This window comes from Arthrobacter gandavensis, from assembly GCF_039528575.1.
Classification (GTDB): Bacteria; Actinomycetota; Actinomycetes; order Actinomycetales; family Micrococcaceae; genus Arthrobacter_B; species Arthrobacter_B citreus_B.
In genome coordinates this window covers 380,508-396,751 of the sequence record NZ_BAAALV010000007.1, presented here as the reverse complement: position 1 = coordinate 396,751, position 16,244 = coordinate 380,508, and the positions used below count along the sequence as shown (strand labels likewise).

General features: G+C 66.7%; 17 protein-coding genes. 2 read left to right on the top strand and 15 right to left on the bottom strand.

Annotation, left to right across the window (positions count from 1 at the left end; genetic code table 11):
* Positions 1-112 precede the first annotated feature (112 nt).
* From ABFX29_RS15310 to ABFX29_RS15300, 3 genes are read right to left on the bottom strand one after another with little or no spacing between them, the layout of a single operon-like run.
* Entirely contained in the window at positions 113-502 is a 390-nt protein-coding gene (locus ABFX29_RS15310; protein WP_211372395.1) for a YlxR family protein, read from the bottom strand.
* Between the two features lie 58 nt (positions 503-560).
* Positions 561-1,532 (bottom strand): transcription termination factor NusA, encoded by a 972-nt coding sequence (gene nusA, locus ABFX29_RS15305; RefSeq protein WP_152228491.1) that lies wholly within the window; start codon positions 1,530-1,532, stop codon positions 561-563.
* Positions 1,533-2,159 carry a ribosome maturation factor RimP gene (locus tag ABFX29_RS15300; protein WP_152228492.1) on the bottom strand — a complete coding sequence of 209 codons (627 nt, stop codon included), beginning with the start codon at positions 2,157-2,159 and terminating at the stop codon, positions 1,533-1,535.
* A gap of 106 nt (positions 2,160-2,265) precedes the next feature.
* On the opposite strand from ABFX29_RS15300, the gene ABFX29_RS15295 reads away from it, so the two are divergent.
* Positions 2,266-3,318 (top strand): DUF4439 domain-containing protein, encoded by a 1,053-nt coding sequence (locus tag ABFX29_RS15295; protein ID WP_152228493.1) that lies wholly within the window; start codon positions 2,266-2,268, stop codon positions 3,316-3,318.
* Positions 3,319-3,454: 136 nt separating this feature from the next.
* On the top strand, positions 3,455-4,507 hold the full coding sequence (locus ABFX29_RS15290) for an aminoglycoside phosphotransferase family protein (protein ID WP_246167556.1): 1,053 nt from the start codon (positions 3,455-3,457) through the stop codon (positions 4,505-4,507).
* Here the strand turns inward: ABFX29_RS15290 and ABFX29_RS15285 are convergent.
* The 12 genes from ABFX29_RS15285 to ABFX29_RS15230 all read right to left on the bottom strand — a co-directional run bounded on the left by ABFX29_RS15285 (position 4,504) and on the right by ABFX29_RS15230 (position 16,157).
* Positions 4,504-5,316, bottom strand: coding sequence for a sulfite exporter TauE/SafE family protein (locus ABFX29_RS15285; protein ID WP_152228494.1), 813 nt, complete (start codon positions 5,314-5,316; stop codon positions 4,504-4,506). The genes ABFX29_RS15290 and ABFX29_RS15285 overlap by 4 nt on opposite strands.
* 7 nt (positions 5,317-5,323) lie before the next feature.
* Entirely contained in the window at positions 5,324-7,123 is a 1,800-nt protein-coding gene (locus ABFX29_RS15280) for a proline--tRNA ligase (protein WP_152228495.1), read from the bottom strand.
* 118 nt (positions 7,124-7,241) lie between these two features.
* Complete coding sequence (locus ABFX29_RS15275) at positions 7,242-8,153, bottom strand: RAD23 family protein (RefSeq protein WP_152228496.1); 912 nt, start codon at positions 8,151-8,153, stop codon at positions 7,242-7,244.
* Positions 8,154-8,191: 38 nt separating this feature from the next.
* Entirely contained in the window at positions 8,192-9,043 is an 852-nt protein-coding gene (locus ABFX29_RS15270; RefSeq protein ID WP_246167558.1) for a GNAT family N-acetyltransferase, read from the bottom strand.
* A 10-nt stretch (positions 9,044-9,053) separates the two neighbouring features.
* Positions 9,054-10,220 (bottom strand): flavodoxin-dependent (E)-4-hydroxy-3-methylbut-2-enyl-diphosphate synthase, encoded by a 1,167-nt coding sequence (ispG, locus tag ABFX29_RS15265; protein ID WP_055240429.1) that lies wholly within the window; start codon positions 10,218-10,220, stop codon positions 9,054-9,056.
* Positions 10,221-10,343: 123 nt separating this feature from the next.
* Positions 10,344-10,637, bottom strand: coding sequence for a YciI family protein (locus tag ABFX29_RS15260; RefSeq protein ID WP_152228497.1), 294 nt, complete (start codon positions 10,635-10,637; stop codon positions 10,344-10,346).
* A 20-nt stretch (positions 10,638-10,657) separates the two neighbouring features.
* Positions 10,658-11,110, bottom strand: a complete 453-nt coding sequence (locus ABFX29_RS15255) for a hypothetical protein (RefSeq protein ID WP_152228498.1) — start codon at positions 11,108-11,110, stop codon at positions 10,658-10,660.
* A 66-nt stretch (positions 11,111-11,176) separates the two neighbouring features.
* Positions 11,177-11,809: a MarR family transcriptional regulator gene (locus ABFX29_RS15250; protein WP_152228499.1), complete on the bottom strand. Its 633-nt coding sequence runs from the start codon at positions 11,807-11,809 to the stop codon at positions 11,177-11,179.
* Positions 11,810-11,873: 64 nt separating this feature from the next.
* Positions 11,874-13,214 carry a M50 family metallopeptidase gene (locus ABFX29_RS15245; protein WP_152228500.1) on the bottom strand — a complete coding sequence of 447 codons (1,341 nt, stop codon included), beginning with the start codon at positions 13,212-13,214 and terminating at the stop codon, positions 11,874-11,876.
* A gap of 24 nt (positions 13,215-13,238) precedes the next feature.
* Positions 13,239-14,492 carry a 1-deoxy-D-xylulose-5-phosphate reductoisomerase gene (dxr, locus tag ABFX29_RS15240; RefSeq protein WP_152228501.1) on the bottom strand — a complete coding sequence of 418 codons (1,254 nt, stop codon included), beginning with the start codon at positions 14,490-14,492 and terminating at the stop codon, positions 13,239-13,241.
* A gap of 86 nt (positions 14,493-14,578) precedes the next feature.
* Positions 14,579-15,256 (bottom strand): SDR family oxidoreductase, encoded by a 678-nt coding sequence (locus ABFX29_RS15235; RefSeq protein WP_152228502.1) that lies wholly within the window; start codon positions 15,254-15,256, stop codon positions 14,579-14,581.
* Between the two features lie 82 nt (positions 15,257-15,338).
* Positions 15,339-16,157, bottom strand: coding sequence for an HpcH/HpaI aldolase/citrate lyase family protein (locus ABFX29_RS15230; RefSeq protein ID WP_152228503.1), 819 nt, complete (start codon positions 16,155-16,157; stop codon positions 15,339-15,341).
* Positions 16,158-16,244: the final 87 nt, after the last annotated feature.

The window sequence follows — 16,244 nt, the reverse complement described above, 5'->3', positions numbered from 1 at the left end:
CACCGAGCCAGGCACGAACCGTCTATTTGCTGCGGGCTTCCGCTGCGGGTGCAGCAGGGCCCATCACAGAGCACAACAAAGTACTCATCGCTGGGTACTCATCGGGTTTCCATCAGATTTCTGACCCGCTTTCAGGTTGGACGGTTTCGAGGGGGTTCCGGGTGGGACCCGCCTCTTGAGCTTCGAACCACTGCTCCACTGCCGAGGGATCAGCCTGCGCCCGGAAGGCACGGCCGAAAGCACGGCGTTTCACAGCTGTTGCGAGGCATGCTGTGTCGGGGTGCAACCAGGCGCCCCGGCCAGACATACGGCGGCTCTCATCTACGAGGACGGCGTTGCTGCCGTCTCCTGATTCCAGCGCCAGCCGCATCAGCACGGCCTGGTCATCCTTCTTCCTGCAGCCAATGCATGTCCGCTGTGGAACATGCGCCGATCCTGCCGCAGGCCGCACCGATTCCACGGGCTCCTGCGGTTGCTGGAAGGCGGACGGTGACCCGGCCATGTACATTCTACCGCGTTTCTATTCTCTTGCCTTCATCCCTGCCCGCCGGGCAGGGATGCTAGGCGGACTTTGCGTCGGAAACGATGTCGATCCGCCAGCCCGTGAGCTTCGCGGCGAGGCGGGCATTCTGCCCTTCCTTGCCGATAGCCAGGGAGAGCTGGTAGTCCGGCACCACCACGCGGGCCGAGCGGGTATCCGCATCGGTGATGGTGACCGAGTTTACCCGAGAAGGCGACAACGCGTTGGCGATAAACGTTGCGGGGTCTTCGCTGAAGTCCACAATGTCGATCTTCTCGTCATGCAGTTCGGTCATGACGGCACGCACGCGCGAGCCCATCTCACCGATGCAGGCGCCCTTGGCGTTGATGCCCGGAACATTCGCCTTTACGGCGATCTTGGTCCGGTGGCCGGCTTCGCGTGCCAGGGCAACGATTTCCACCGATCCGTCTGCGATCTCCGGTACTTCCAGTTCAAAGAGCTTCCGCACCAGGCCCGGGTGGGAACGGGAAAGGGTGATGGACGGGCCCTTGAAACCACGGCGGACGTCGACGACGAAGGCACGCAGACGTGAGCCGTGCAGGTATTTCTCCCCGGGCACCTGTTCGGTGGGAGGCAGCAGGGCTTCTACTGAGCCAAGGTTGACCTGGATCATGTGCGGGTTGTTGCCCTGCTGGATCTGGCCGGAGACGAGTTCGCCTTCGCGGCCCTTGAACTCGCCCAGGATGTTGTCATCCTCCACGTCGCGCAGGCGCTGCAGGATGATCTGCCGTGCGGTGCTGGCAGCGATGCGGCCAAATCCTGCCGGGGTGTCGTCGAACTCGCCCACGGCCTCGCCGTCGTCGTCGAGCTCTGTTGCCCAGATGGTCACGTGGCCGCTCTTGCGGTCCAGTTCGGCCCGGGCCTTTTCCTGCGAGCCCGTCGTCTTGTGGTAGGCAACCAGCAGTGCCTGCTCAATCGTGGGGATCAGCTTGTCCAGCGGAATCTCGCGTTCCGCTTCCAGCAGCCTCAGCGCACTCATATCAATATCCATTTAGGCCTCCTCGGCTGTGCTGTTAATTCCGTCGGCGTCCTCGCCAGCCGGTTCGTCCTCAAGGTGGGCGAATTCGACCTCGACCCGTCCCTTGGCTATCTGGTCAAACGCCAGATGCAGCTTTTCACCCTGTTTGGGCTTCATTCCCTTTTTGACCGCGAGTTCGGGGACCAGCGTGATGCCCGAATCATCAACCTCCAGGAGGCGGCCGGTTACGGCGTCGCCGCGCACCGGGGTGACGCACACCATCCGGCCCTTGTTGCGGCGCCAATGCCGCCGTTCGGTCAGCGGGCGGGAGACACCCGGGGAAGACACTTCAAGGCTGTAGGGACGGCCGTCGTCCTGCGGATCCGCATCCATGGCATCGGAGAGGACGCGGGATACATCCGCGATCCGGTCCAGGCTCACGCCGCCGCTTTCGGTCTCCGGAAGGTCCACGATGACGTGGACGGTCCGGTGGGCGCCGGCAATCTTGATCTCGATGTCCTCCAGGAAGAGGTTCTCACCGGCAACTGTGGGAGCCAGATAGTCCTTGAGCCGCTGCGTCTCCGCAGCAACCTCGGCGCGCTGTGCGTCCTTGCGGTAGTTAGACGACGTGTCTTTTTTAGGGCTGGGGCGACCCGCCATTACTGCCTCCCACTAGATGTTGTTGTAGCTCCTAGACTACCGACTTTTCCCGGGCACCCGGGTCACCGCCGCAGGTGGGGGCCCGTTCGTGGCATGATCGAGTGTTGTGGAGAAGCCCCCGAACGTCCCGCAGCGGCCCGGCACACGCCCCTCCAGGGCTGCTGCTGTTGCCGGCTTCCTGCGGCGTACCCTCGCTTTGGGGCTCCTGGCCTGCGTGATCGCCTCGCTGGGCCTGACAGCAGGTTCCGGGGCCGAACCGGAACGCCCCCGGTCCTTTTCCGAACAGGCGCTGAATGAGGCGTTCGCCACGTCCCGCGTCCTTGCCGCCCAAGCTGACTCGCTGGCGGCCTCCCTTGACCCCGGCTCGGCTGCCGAACTGCAGTCCGCGGCCAACATCCTGAATCAGCAGGCGCTGCTGCTGACCAGCCCGGGCGGGACCGCGGCAGCGCAGAAATCAGCCGCTCCCCAGACGCAGTCCTATCCCCGGGCGCTGCTGGAATCTGCCCGGAAGAACCTGGCCGCAGCCGGCCGGGCAGACTACGGGACAGCGCGCCTGCTTGCATCCACCGGTACGGGGCAGCTACTGCTGGCCGATCGTGCTGCGCGTGCCCTTGGCGAACCCCTGGGGCAGCTGCAGGACTCCGGCTGGACACCCGTGCTTGAGGACTCCGACCTGCCCAAGTGCTCCAGCGGTGACCGCGCCGTCCTTCGGGACCGGCCGGGTGCCGCCGAATCGCTGCAGGCCGCGGTAAATGCCGAATACGGTGCAGCCTACGGCTACGAAGTGGCCCAGGCCCAGGCCGGCAGCGGCTTCACGGTTCTGGGACAACCACCAACTGAGCGTCGAAAAGCCCATCTGGAAGCCGGACGGGAAGCAGTCCGGCTGCTGCCGGACCTGTGCCTGCCCGAAGTCACTCCCCTGCCCGCGTGGTCCCTGGACCCGGGGTTCCTGGCCGATCCAGTCTCTTCCCTCCGGGAACTGGAAGAGACAATGCCGCACCTCTACGCTGACCTGGCCGGAAGCAGCGACGGGGCCGTGCGCTCCTGGGCAATTGACCGCCTGGTGGCAACTTCCCTGCTGCTGTACTCCACCAGTGAGATCCCGCCCGCCCCCGGGCTCGACGCCGTGCCGGCGCACCTCCCCTGGGCTGCAGGCTAGGCCGGTTCCGCCCGCCGAGGGGTGAAAGTCCATGCCGGGGCACAGCGGCGCAGGTTTCCTTCGCTGGAGGTTGGCACAGCCGCGGCAGGGGTGCTGCGCACTGGCACGGCAGGCACCGGCACCCTAGGCTGGGTTGGTGGCCGCAGCAGGTTGCCGCACGCCGGCAGCGCCCGCCACGGACCCCCAGCCCGCAGGAGGCATCTTTATGGCATCCGCCGTCGTAGTACCCGAAGCCCTGCGCAGGCGTTACCTGCGCTCACGCGAAGGCCGGAACTGGGTCGAAAGCCTGCCGGGCCTGGTGGACGATGCCCTGGCATCCTTCGGACTCATCCCGGATGACTCAGCAGCAGCGCACAGCTGGCACGGCCATGGCGCACTGGTGGTGCCGGTCCTTACCGCAGACAGAACCCCAGCCGTCCTGAAACTGCCGTTCCCCCACCCGGAGGCGGAATCCGAAGCGCCGGCGCTCCAGCTCTGGGCCGGACGCGGCGCCGTCCGCCTCCTGGATCGGGACACAGCAGGTGGCGCGCTGCTGCTCGAACGGCTGGACCCGGAAAAAACCCTGCTGCAGGTGCCCATTGCGCAGGCTATCCACGTCTGGGGCAGGCTGGTCCGCGAGCTCGGCATCCCCGAATCGGAGGAACCGGAATGGGCCGCCATACCTTCCGCCGCTGAAAGGGCCGAGCAGCTTTCCGATGAGCTTCCGGCCGAGTGGGAGGCGCTGGGGCAGCCATTCGAACGCTGGCTGCTGGAGGAAGCACTGGCCGTCTGCCAGACCCGCGGGGCGGTGGGCCGGCGCAGCAGCCGGGACGTGCTGGCGCACGCTGACCTGCACTTCGGCAACGTCCTTGCCCGGCCTGACGGCGGGTGGGCAGCCATCGATCCGCAGGCCGTCTGCGGGGAGGCCGAGTACGCCGTGGCACCTATGCTGTGGAACCGGCTTGGGGACCTGGCAGCAGTGGCCCCGGAGCGTTCCCTGGTGCAGCGGCTGCACGGTCTCTGCGAAGCCGGCGGACTGGATCCCGGCGCCGCGGCTGAGTGGAGCATCCTGCGCGAAGTGGCCAACGCGCTGGACTATCTTCGTGACGGAATGGCCGCCGATGCGCAGCGCTCGGTGTGGGTCGCCTCGGCGCTGGCCGGCAAGACCCATCCCGGGCTGCCGCCGGTGAGTGAACTGCCGGCCGCCTAGGTCCCCGGCTGCTGGCCCTGGAAGTTTTCCATCCAGACATCGGTGCCGAGTTTGATGATCAGCGCACCCACCACCACCAGGAACACGATGCGGATGAATTTGCTGCCCTTCTTCACCGCCATGCGTGCACCGATGTAGCCGCCGGTCATGTTGGCCAGCCCAAGAATCAGGCCAAGGCCCCACAACAGGGAGCCGTGCGGCAGGAAAAACGCCAGCGCGCCGATATTGGTTGCCATGTTCACGATCTTCGCCTTGGCGCTGGCTGCCAGGAAGTTGTAGCCGAGCAGGGTCACCATGGCGATGATGAGGAAGGAACCGGTTCCCGGACCGATCAGCCCGTCATAAAAGCCAATCACGGCACCGATTGCCCCGGCCGTGACGTAGTGCCGGTTCCCGGAGTGCCGGAGGTTGGTCAGTTCCCCCACGGTGGGCTTCGTGGCAGTGAAGACGGCGACGACGATCAGCGCCACCACGATGATCGGTTTGAAGACCGAGGACGGAAGCGAAGCCGCCAGCACCGCTCCCCCAAAGCTTCCCGCCAACGCCACCCCGGCCATGGGCAGCGCCGTTTTCAGGTCCGGGTGGGCACGCCGGTAATAGGTGATGGCGCTGGTGGTGGTCCCGAAGACGGAACCCATTTTGTTGGTCGCCAGGGCCTGCACGGGAGAGATTCCGGGCACGAGGAGAAGCGCCGGCAGCTGGAGCAGCCCGCCGCCGCCCACGACGGCGTCAATCCAGCCTGCGGCGAGGCCCGCCACCACCACCAGGGCGATGGTGGCGAGCGTTATGTCCTCAAGCCCCGAGACCACCTACGGCTCAGCCGCGGGCAGCGCGGAGCACGTACTCCACGGCCTCGGCGACCGGAACGTTTTCAGCTTCACCGGTGGCGCGGTCCTTGATTTCGACGACGCCGTCCGCCAGGCCGCGGCCAACCACCAGGATCGTGGGAACACCGATCAGTTCAGCATCACCGAACTTCACACCCGGGGAAACCTTGGGGCGGTCATCGTAGATAACTTCCAGTCCGGCTGCTTCGAGATCCTCGGAGAGCTTTGCCGCGGCTTCGAAGATCTCGTCTCCGCGGCCGGTGGCCACCACGTGCACGTCCGCGGGCGCAACGGCGCGCGGCCAGATGATGCCCTTCTCGTCCCGGTTGGACTCGGCCAGGGCTGCGACGGCCCGGGTGACACCCACGCCATAGGATCCCATGGTCACGGTGGCCAGCTTGCCGTTCCTGTCCAGGACCTTCAGTCCCAGCGCTTCGGCGTACTTGCGGCCAAGCTGGAAGATGTGGCCCATCTCGATGCCGCGGGCCGCTTCCAGGGGGCCGGATCCGTCCGGCGCCTCGTCGCCTTCGCGGACCTCAACGGCTTCGATCACGCCGTCCCAGCCGAAGTCGCGTTCAGCGACCAGGCCAATAACGTGCTTGCCGGGTGTGTTGGCTCCGGTGATCCAGGCCGTGCCTGCAACAACGCGGGGATCCACGAGGTAGAGCAGGCCGGTTGCCGACTCCGTTCCCAGCACGGCTTCGTCCAGGGTCAGTCCCGGGCCGATGTAGCCCTTGACCAGGCCCGGGTGCTTCTTGAGGTCCTCGTCCGTAGCGGCCTCAACACCGAGCTCCCCGGACATTTCAAGGTGCGAGCCGATGTTGGCTTCGATGCGCTTGAGGTCCACGGCGCGGTCGCCCGGAACGCCAACGACGACGATCTGCCGCTCACCGGTGGGCAGGGTCACGGCCAGGACAACGTTCTTGAGCGTGTCTGCGGCCGTCCACTCGCCGTCGTCCTTCGGGAAGCGGGCGTTGACGTCCGCTACCAGGGTGTCGATGGTGGGGGTATCCGGGGTGTCCACAACCTGCGCTGCGGGGGCGCCGCTGTAGTCGACCGGTTCCGGTGCCACGGTGGTGACGGCTTCGACGTTCGCCGCGTAGCCGCCGGCCGAACGGACGTAGGTGTCCTCACCGACCGGGGTCGGGTGCAGGAACTCCTCGCTCTTGGAGCCGCCCATAGCGCCGGAAACGGCGGAGACAACAACGACGTCGAGGCCCAGGCGCTCGAAGATGCGCAGGTAGGCGCCGCGGTGGGCCTGGTAGCTGGCTTCCAGGCCTTCGTCGTCAATATCGAAGGAGTAGGAGTCCTTCATGATGAACTCGCGGCCGCGGAGCAGGCCGGCACGCGGCCGCGCTTCGTCGCGGTACTTGTTCTGGATCTGGAACAGCGAGACCGGAAGGTCCTTGTAGGAGCTGTAGAGGTCCTTCACCAGGAGGGTGAACATTTCCTCATGGGTCGGTGCCAGCAGGTAGTCTGCGCCCTTGCGGTCCTGGAGGCGGAAGAGGTTGTCCCCGTACTCGGTCCAGCGGTTGGATGCTTCGTAGGGTTCACGGGGCAGCAGTGCCGGGAAATGGACTTCCTGGGCACCGATGGCGGCCATTTCCTCACGGATGATGGTCTCCACCTTGCCCAGCACGCGCAGGCCCAGGGGCAGCCACGAGTAGATGCCGGGTGCGGCGCGGCGGATGTAGCCGGCACGGACCAGCAGCCGGTGGCTGGCGACGTCGGCGTCTGCCGGGTCTTCACGCAGGGTGCGCAGGAAAAGGGTGGAAAGTCGAAGGACCACGCGTCGAATCCGTTTCTGCAGCGTTGGCTGCACCTAAGTAAGAAGTTTCTCCCTACTAATCTAGCCCCTGGCGCCGGATGCACCGGACACGGCCGCCGCGTGGCGGAAGCGGTACGGGCTAGGGGGATGCCAGCCCCAGTTCCGCCAGGACTGCGTCGATGAGCAGGCCTGCTTCGGCTGCGTCCCGCTGCGGGTCCCGGGGAGCAGGCAGCGACGCGACAAGGCGTACGCTTCCGGACCTGGCGCTGACCACCACAAGCCGTGTGGCTCCCGCAGGCGCGCTGACCACGGTGTCCAGTGCCAGCGTCTGATCGGCAGCGGTTGTGATGTCCAGGCGCGTATTGGTTACCGTGACGGTTGTTCCGTCCCTGGTCATGCGGACTTCCGCACAGCCGGACAGGACTGCCTCGTCAATGTAATCCAGAGTGTCGAGGACGGACTCGTCTGCGTAGGCAGCAACGTTGAGGACGCTGGCTGCTTCAGCCTCCCGGCCGTATGCCAGTCCGGCGAGCGACGCGTCCTGCACGGCGGATACCGCAGCGGTGGCTGCGATTTCCGAGCAGGCGGCCGGCTCGAAGGTCACCTCGGCCCCTGGCGCGGATTCAGTGCCGGGGAGCATAGACCGGAGTGTTTCCTCGCTGAGGACTTCGCCTCCCAGTGCCAGGGAACGGTTGGCCGCCGTGACGGCGGCTTCGAGCCGGGCCGAACTGAAGGCGGGGAGGCTGCCGTCATCCGCTGATCCGGTCTCCGGGCTTGGGCCTGGCGGCGTGCTCTCAGCCGGCGCCGTCCCGGCGGTTTCCGGTCCGGGACCGCCGGTGCTTCCGGCTTCCGGCCCGGAACGTGGGGCTGGTCCGGCCGGAGCCGTTCCCCCGCGTCCGCCGGCACAGTAATCGAGGGTGCGGCAGGGCCCTCCCCGGACACACCGGAGCAGGCCGTGAGCAGCAGGGCTGCGGCCAGCAGGCAGGCGGCGCGTCGGGTCCGGGTCATGGTCGTCCCAGCCTAGGGTGCGCCGGCGGGGAAAGTAAGGCACTGGCAGCCCGGGTGCCTGGCTGCCCGGGCTGCCAGTGCCTAGAAGAGGATGGTCGCGAAGGTGCCTACCTGGCGGAAACCCACGGATTCGTAGGTTGCCCTGGCAGGGGCGTTGTAGTGGTTCACATAGAGGCTGGTCAGCGGAGCCAGTTCCTGGGCGAACTGGACTACGGCGGACATGTAGGCGGCACTCAGGCCGCGTCCGCGGTAGGCCGGGTTCATCCAGACCCCTTGGACCTGGACAGCCCGGCTGGAGACAGTTCCAAGCTCTGCCTTGAAGATCACCTGGCCGGAGGCATCGAACTCCACGAGAGAGTGCCCGTTCTGGATGAGCGACAGAACCCGCTGCCGATAATGCCTGCTTCCACCGGCGACGGGCGAGTATCCGACTTCCTCCTCGAACATGGCCGTGCAGGCAGGCAGCAGCCGGTCAAGGTCAGCAGGGCGTGCACGGCGTAGTCCCGGAGCCGGCGATACCTGCGAGGGGCCCGCGATTTCAAGCAGCGGCTGGTCGCTGCGTACGTCGAAGGGCCGCGGGGAGGTGTGCTGCAGCTGGGACCAGAGGGACAGTACGGCCTCTGCCGGCCCGAACAGCGAGGAGAAGCGGCGCCCGGTACTGGCCAGGTAGGCACCGATCTCAGGCCCGTTTTCGGCCGTGACGCCGGTGGGCACAACGTTGACCCCCACCCAGCAGGCAGCGGTGAGCTTTCCGCCGTCGAACACCCCCAGCACCTGGCCGCCGGCCGCCGTCGGAGCAGCGGTTCCGGTGGTTTCCAGGTGTGAAAGCAGGAACGTGTTCGCCACCGGGTCTGCGGCTGCAAGTTCAGTGAGTGCCGCGGTATCGGCCGCACCGAGGATGCGCAGCGTTCCCGTCATGTTTCCGCTGCGCATCTTCTCCGTCCTAGCCGACGGTAACCATGGGGCCACCCGTGCCAGCATCCTCGCCATCGGCCTCCCCCATGTCTTCGGCGATCCTCATCGCTTCTTCGATCAGGGTCTCTACAATCTGGTCTTCCGGAACAGTCTTGATGACTTCGCCCTTGACGAAGATCTGTCCCTTTCCGTTACCGGAGGCTACACCCAGATCGGCTTCGCGCGCTTCTCCCGGGCCGTTTACGACGCAGCCCATGACCGCTACGCGAAGGGGCACTTCCATGCCTTCGAGTCCGGCGGTGACCTGCTCCGCCAGGGTGTAGACGTCCACCTGGGCGCGGCCGCAGGAGGGGCAGGAAACAATTTCCAGCTTCCGCGGCCGCAGGTTCAGCGACTGCAGGATCTGGTTGCCCACCTTGATCTCCTCGACCGGCGGAGCGGAGAGGGAGACGCGGATGGTGTCACCGATGCCCTTGGAGAGCAGCGCACCGAAAGCGGTGGCGGACTTGATGGTGCCCTGGAACGCAGGACCGGCTTCCGTGACGCCCAGGTGCAGGGGCCAGTCGCCGCGCTCGGCGAGCAGTTCGTACGCACGGACCATGACAACGGGGTCATTGTGCTTCACGGAGATCTTGAAGTCGTGGAAGTCGTGTTCCTCGAAGAGGCTGGCTTCCCAGACAGCGGATTCCACCAGGGCCTCGGGAGTTGCCTTGCCGTACTTTGCCAGCAGGCGGGGGTCCAGCGAGCCGGCATTGACGCCGATCCGGATGGACACGCCGGCGTCCTTGGCTTCCTTGGCGATCTGCTTGACCTGGTCGTCAAACTTGCGGATGTTGCCCGGGTTCACGCGGACAGCGGCGCAGCCTGCTTCGATCGCGGCGTAGACATACTTCGGCTGGAAGTGGATATCCGCAATCACCGGGATCTGCGACTTCTTGGCGATGATGGGCAGTGCCGCTGCGTCATCGGCGCTGGGGCAGGCCACCCGCACAATGTCACAGCCCGACGCCGTAAGCTCGGCGATCTGCTGGAGGGTGGCGTTGATGTCCGTGGTGGGGGTGGTGGTCATCGACTGCACACTGATCGGGAAGTCCGACCCGACGCCTACTGAACCCACCTTGATCTGGCGGGTTTTGCGCCTCGGGGCAAGGACGGGCGGCGGTGCTGCTGGCATTCCTAGGTTGACCGAGGTCAAAACATCCTCCATGTGCCCTGCGGGCAGCTATTAGTCTCTGGCGGCGGGGATAAGCGCGCCTGTCCTATTATCCACCTGCCCGCCGCACCGCGTGCCGCAGGCAGGTGGAATATCACTCAGGGCTTAGCCGGCAAGGTGCGCGAAGGCACCCGTAACCGGCTTCCACTCGGTGGTCTTCAGCCCGGAGATGCCGCCGCCGACGGCGAGCGGATCCTGCTTGAGCAGGCCGTTCAGCTCGTCTTCGTCCGCGGCGGTGAAAATAAGCAGCGCGCCGGCGCCGTCAGTGAACGGGCCGCTGGCCAGGACCTTGCCCTCTTCGACCAGGGCAGCAAGCCACTCGCGGTGGGCGGGACGGTGCTCATCGCGCACCGCTGCCGATTCGGCGTCGTACACGTACTCAACTGCGAAAATACTCATGATTCCCACCCTAAGGGATGTCAGCCGTGCAGCAGCGCCACCCGTACGGCAACCGCAATGCCCACTGCCCACAGCATGGAGGCCAGGGTGCCGATGATGAAGCGCTCGGCGGCGGCCGGGGTCTCTTTCAGTTCCGCGTACCGCCCGAGGCCCTTGATGGCGACGACGTACGCGATGGCAACAGGTTCATCAGCCAGGACGGCGGCTGCCACGGCCAGTCGTTCAAGGAAACCGATAACCAGTCCACCGCGCAGGATCACGGGCCCTGCCGGCTGCGGCCGGCGCTTGGGCAGCGGGGGAAGCGCGGGCACCGCGGCCAGGTCGTGGACCTGGTCCGCCGCCGGGTCACGGGCTGGGTCCCCTGCGGGACGGGAAGCCTCCACCGCACGTGCCAGTTTCAGCACTCCGCTGGTGACCGGCCAGCCCCCGACGGCGGCCGCCGCGAGGCCAAGCACGATCCAGAGCAGGTCCATGGAACTCCTTGTCTTCTTCGAGATGGCAGAAACTGCACGTCTCGGCGCTGTAACGGGCAGTTTCTGCTATCTCGGCGGGGAACCGGCTGCCCGGTCCGCCCGTTCAAGAAGCACCGCTGCTGCGGGACGTGCGGCCCATTCTTCCTGCCACATGGCCCGCTGGACGGCGTTGCTCACTGCCTGGGAACTGACCCCGAGCATACGTGCTGCGGCGCTTTGGGCTCCCCATTTATGCGGGTCGACGTGTTCGAGGATCCGCCACTCCGCTTCGCTGCGGCTGCAGACCAGGCCGGCAATAAGGACCAGCACGGCCTCGGCGTGCGCGGCGGCTTCCGCGGCCCCGGCGCCTGCTTCCGGGGCAGCTGCGACGGCGAGGGGCGGGCGGTCACCGGTTTTCTTGGCACGCTCGACGGCGGCGCGGGCAGCAATGAAGGCCTCTCCCCCGGCTTCCCTGGAGGATGCCGGCAGGGGCAGGCCGACAGTGCCCACCCCTATTCCAACGGACCAGCCGCCCTGGCGGATGGCCAGCAGGGCCGCGTTGACCGCAACGGACGGGGAAGAGGCAACGCCCTGCACCTCATCGCCCACGGTCCGCTCGAACGGAAGCTCGAGTTCCTCGGAGCCAAGCAGCTCAATCAGTCCGGGCACCCGGTCAGAGGTGTTGCGGCTGTCCTTCTGGTCGATCGTCAGTACGAACATGCTTGAAACCGTATTCGATTGCAAATGTATTTACAAGCAAAATGGGTTTCAGATTCTTTTGAAACTAGAACAGGCTGACCGGCTTGACGATGTCCGCGTAGATCAGAAGGGCACCCATACCCATCAGCAGCACGGCAACGGCGTAGGTGACGGGCAGCAGCTTGGCCATGTCGAACGGCCCCGGATCGGGGCGGCGGAACAGCTTGGCAATACCCCGGCGCAGCGACTCCCACAGGGCACCGGCCACGTGTCCGCCGTCCAGCGGCAGCAGCGGAATGAGGTTGAACACGAACAGCGCCAGGTTCACGCTGCCCACGAGGCCGATCAGCACGGCCACCCGGTTCTGCACCGGGGATTCCTCCATGGAGGAGATTTCGCCGGCAATGCGGCCAACGCCCACTACGGACATGGGTCCGTTGGGGTCACGCTCCTCGGAGGAGAAGGCCGCCTGTGCCACATCCGCGATGCGCTGCGGAAGGTTGATAACGACGCCGGCAATCCCCTGCAGATTCTCCCCCACCATGGGCAGCACCTCGGTGGCCGGCTGGCGCACGAGGGCAGTCTGCGAACCGACACCGATGAAGCCGACTTCCTCGGTCAGCGGGCTGCCGTCATCGTCGAGGACCGGCGTACCGTCCTGCGCAGTGACGGGACGTTCGGTGAGCAGCGGCGTGATGCTGGCTTCGCCCTCGGCGCCGTCACGTTCGTACGTCACGGTCACGCTGCGCCCGGCGGCTTCGCGGATCAACTCGGAGAGCTCGGTCCATTCCCGGACCGGCTGGCCGTCGAACCGGGTGATGGTGTCTCCGGGCAGGAGTCCCGCTTCGTGGGCCGGTGCTGCCGGGTCGGTATCCGCGCACTCGGTCTGTCCGGCTGCTGCCTGGCTGCCGCTGATCACGCATTCGTTCACGGAGGCGAGGGTGGTGGTGGCCTGGGCACTGCCGAAGCCCATCAGCAGCACGGCGAACAGCACGATGCCGATTAGCAGGTTCATGAACGGCCCGCCGAGCATGATGATGATCCGCTTCCACACCGGAAGTTTGTAGAACACCCGGTTCTCGTCCCCGGGTTCCAGCCGGTCGGTCTCGGCCTGGCGTGCGTCCACCGCGAGCTGCTGGAACATGCCGGTGCTGGAGCGGCGCACGTCGCCGTCGTGCGTTTCCTTGTTGGGCGGGAACATCCCGATCATCGACACGTAGCCGCCCAGCGGAAGGGCCTTGACGCCGTACTCGGTTTCGCCGCGCCGGCGGGAGAACACAGTGGGGCCAAAGCCGATCATGTACTGCGTGACCCGGACCTTGAACGCCTTGGCCGGCAGCAGGTGGCCAACCTCATGCAGCGCGATCGAAACCGCGATGCCGGCGGCCACGAACAGCACGCCCAGGATAAAAAGTAGAACGCTCAACGGACTTCCTTCGAATGCACTTGCTTAGCCCCTGCCGATTCGGGCCCGGGCTGCGGAACGGGCCCACTTTTCAGCCGCCAGCACTGACTGCAGTGTCAGTTCGCCGGACTCGGCGTGCTGGGCCAGGACCGCGGCGATCGTATCAACTATGTCTGTGAATCCGATGAGACCGTCGTGGAAGGCATCCACGGCTTCCTCATTGGCCGCGTTGTAGACGGCCATGCCTGTTCCGCCGGAAGCCGCTGCCTCCTTGGCCAGGCGCACGGCAGGGAAGGCCTCCTCGTCCAGCGGTTCGAAGGTCCATTCGGTGGCCTTGGTCCAGTCGCAGGGGGCGGCCGCGCCGGGGACCCGCTCCGGCCAGCCCATGCCCAGGGCGATGGGCAGCTTCATGTCCGGCGGCGAGGCCTGCGCAATGGTGGAACCGTCCGTGAACTGGACCATTGAGTGCACCACCGACTGCGGATGCACCACGACGTCGATCTTCTCCAGCGGAACGTCGAAGAGCAGGTGGGCTTCAATGACTTCCAGTGCCTTGTTCACCATGGTGGCGGAGTTGGTGGTGACCATGCGGCCCATCTTCCAGGTGGGATGCGCCAGCGCCTGCTCGGGGGTGACGTTTGCCAGGTCCGCTCGCCGGCGGCCGCGGAACGGCCCCCCGGAGGCGGTGACCACCAGCCGGTCCACTTCATCGGATGTACCCGCTCGAAGGGCCTGGGCAAGCGCCGAGTGCTCCGAATCGACCGGCACCAGCTGGCCGGGGCGTGCCGCCCGCTTTACCAGGGCGCCGCCGACGATCAGCGATTCCTTGTTCGCCAGGGCCAGCATGTGCCCTGCCGCCAGGGCTGCCAGGGTTGGCTCCAGGCCGATGGATCCGGTCATCCCGTTGAGCACGACTTCGGCCTCGGGCCAGGCTGCGACGGCGGTCGCCGCGCCAAGGCCTACAAACAGTTCAGGGTCATAACCGGTGACGGACGCCTCGTCGCAGGCCCGGCGCAGGGCATCCTCCAGTGTGGCCAGGTCCACTGCGGCGCAGCCGACGGCGGCGGCGCGGGTGTGGACGGCCTGCCGCGCCAGCAGGTCCAGGTTGTTGCCGCCGGCGGCCAGGGCAACGATGCGGAAGCGGTCCGGAGCAGCGTCGGCGACGTCGATGGCCTGGGTACCAATGGACCCGGTGGAGCCCAGCAGGACCACCCGGCGGGGAATCCGTCCGCTGCCGGACGCATCCGGCCGTGAACTGGCTGCCGCTGTTACAGGTTCGGTGGGCTCAGGTAGCTGCATGCCTACCAGTATCCCGCACCATGCCTGCTCACGGCGTCAGCCGCGGCAACAGCCCAGCCGCTTTCCTCACGCAGCGTCCGGGGCGGTCACAACGCAACCGGCAGGGCTGCCACGGCGTCCGGTATCGGATCCGTTCCCGTGACCAGCCCCAGGACCTGCCCGCTGCCGCGGCCGGTTTTTGCCAGCTCCGCCAGTACCGCTGCAACGTCCCGGCGCGGAACGGTGCTGGGCGCTACTTCCGGTGCCAGCTCCACCAGCCCCACGGGATCGCCGTTGGTCAGCGTGCCCGGCCGGAGGATGGTCCAGTCCAGGTCTGTCCGCGCCATCAGGTCTTCCTCCGCTGCGCGTTTGGCCACCAAGTAGGCATACATCCCGTCCTGGAGGCCTTCGGGCCGTGCTCCGCCGATTACTGAATCGGTACCCGCAGAGGACACCTGGATCAGGCGTCCGACTCCGGCGGCCTCCGCAGCCTCCGCGAGCAGGACGGCACCGGCGCGGTCCACGCTGTCCTTCCGCTCAATGCTGCTGCCCGGTCCGGCTCCTGCCGCAAACACGGCGAGGTCCGCTCCGGTGAGTACCTGGGTGAGGTCTTCCAGCGTGCTGTTTTCCAGGTCCAGGACCACCGGCGCCACGCGGTCTGCCTCAAGGTCGGCGGCCTGGTCCGGGTTGCGGATCAGGCCGGCGACGTCATGGTCCGCGGCCACCAGCAGCCTGCCGGTTTCGCGTGCAATCTGCCCGTGGGCTCCAGCTATGACTATGCGCATAGCCCCAGTATCAGCGGCTGCGCCCCGCGCCGTCCCCTGCCCGCACAAACTCTGGCCCGCAGGGCGGGCAATTAGCTCCGTGTCAGCCCGGAATCCCCGCCCGGCGCAGGGTCTGCTCAGCCTGGCGGAGCAGCGGGCCGTCGATCATTGCGCCGCGGAAGCTGAAGACGCCGCCCTGGCCCTGGGCTGCTGCAAGCAGTTCACGGGCATAGGCTTTGTCCTCCTCGGAGGGGGCGTAGGCGGCCCGAACCGCTGCCACCTGCCCCGGATGGATGCAGGCCTTGGCCGCGAATCCAGACGCGGCGCCGTCGCGCGCTTCTTCCTCTAGCCCGGCACTATCTTCGATGTTCCCGTAAATGGAGTCGATGGCACCCTTGCCGTAGGCACCCGCTGCCAGCAGTACCGTGGAACGGGCCTGGACTGCAACGGGACGGTAACTGCCGTCGGAGCGGCGGCTGGACTCACCGCCGAGGGATGCCAGCAGGTCCTCGGCTCCCCACATCAGGGCGGTGACGTTCTTTTCGCGGGCTAGGTCCGCGGCGCGCAGCACCCCAAGCGCGGTTTCTACGAGGGCAATGACGCTGACATGCCGCAGGGCGTGCCCGATCTCGCCCGGCTCCTCGGCCTTGGCTGCCATCACATACCGGTAATTGGTGGCTGCGAGCGCCTCCATGTCGGCGCGGAAGGAAGTGCTGTGGACGGGGTTTACCCGCACGATTGTCCTGTCCGGGTCCAGTGCCGACGCCGCCAGGTTCTCGCGGGCCTGTTCCTTGTCTTCAAAGGCGACGGCGTCTTCGAGGTCAAGGATGACGGCATCCGCCCGCTGGGCAGCCTTCTCGAATCGCTCCGGCCGGTCCGCCGGGCAGAACAGCAGTGCAGGCCCCATGGGGAAAGTGGTCATTGGCTTGGCTCCTTGGCATTAGTGCGGGTTCCATTCAACCTACCCGTGAGCTGCACCTGCCCGGTAGCGCAGGTGCGGCGCGGACGG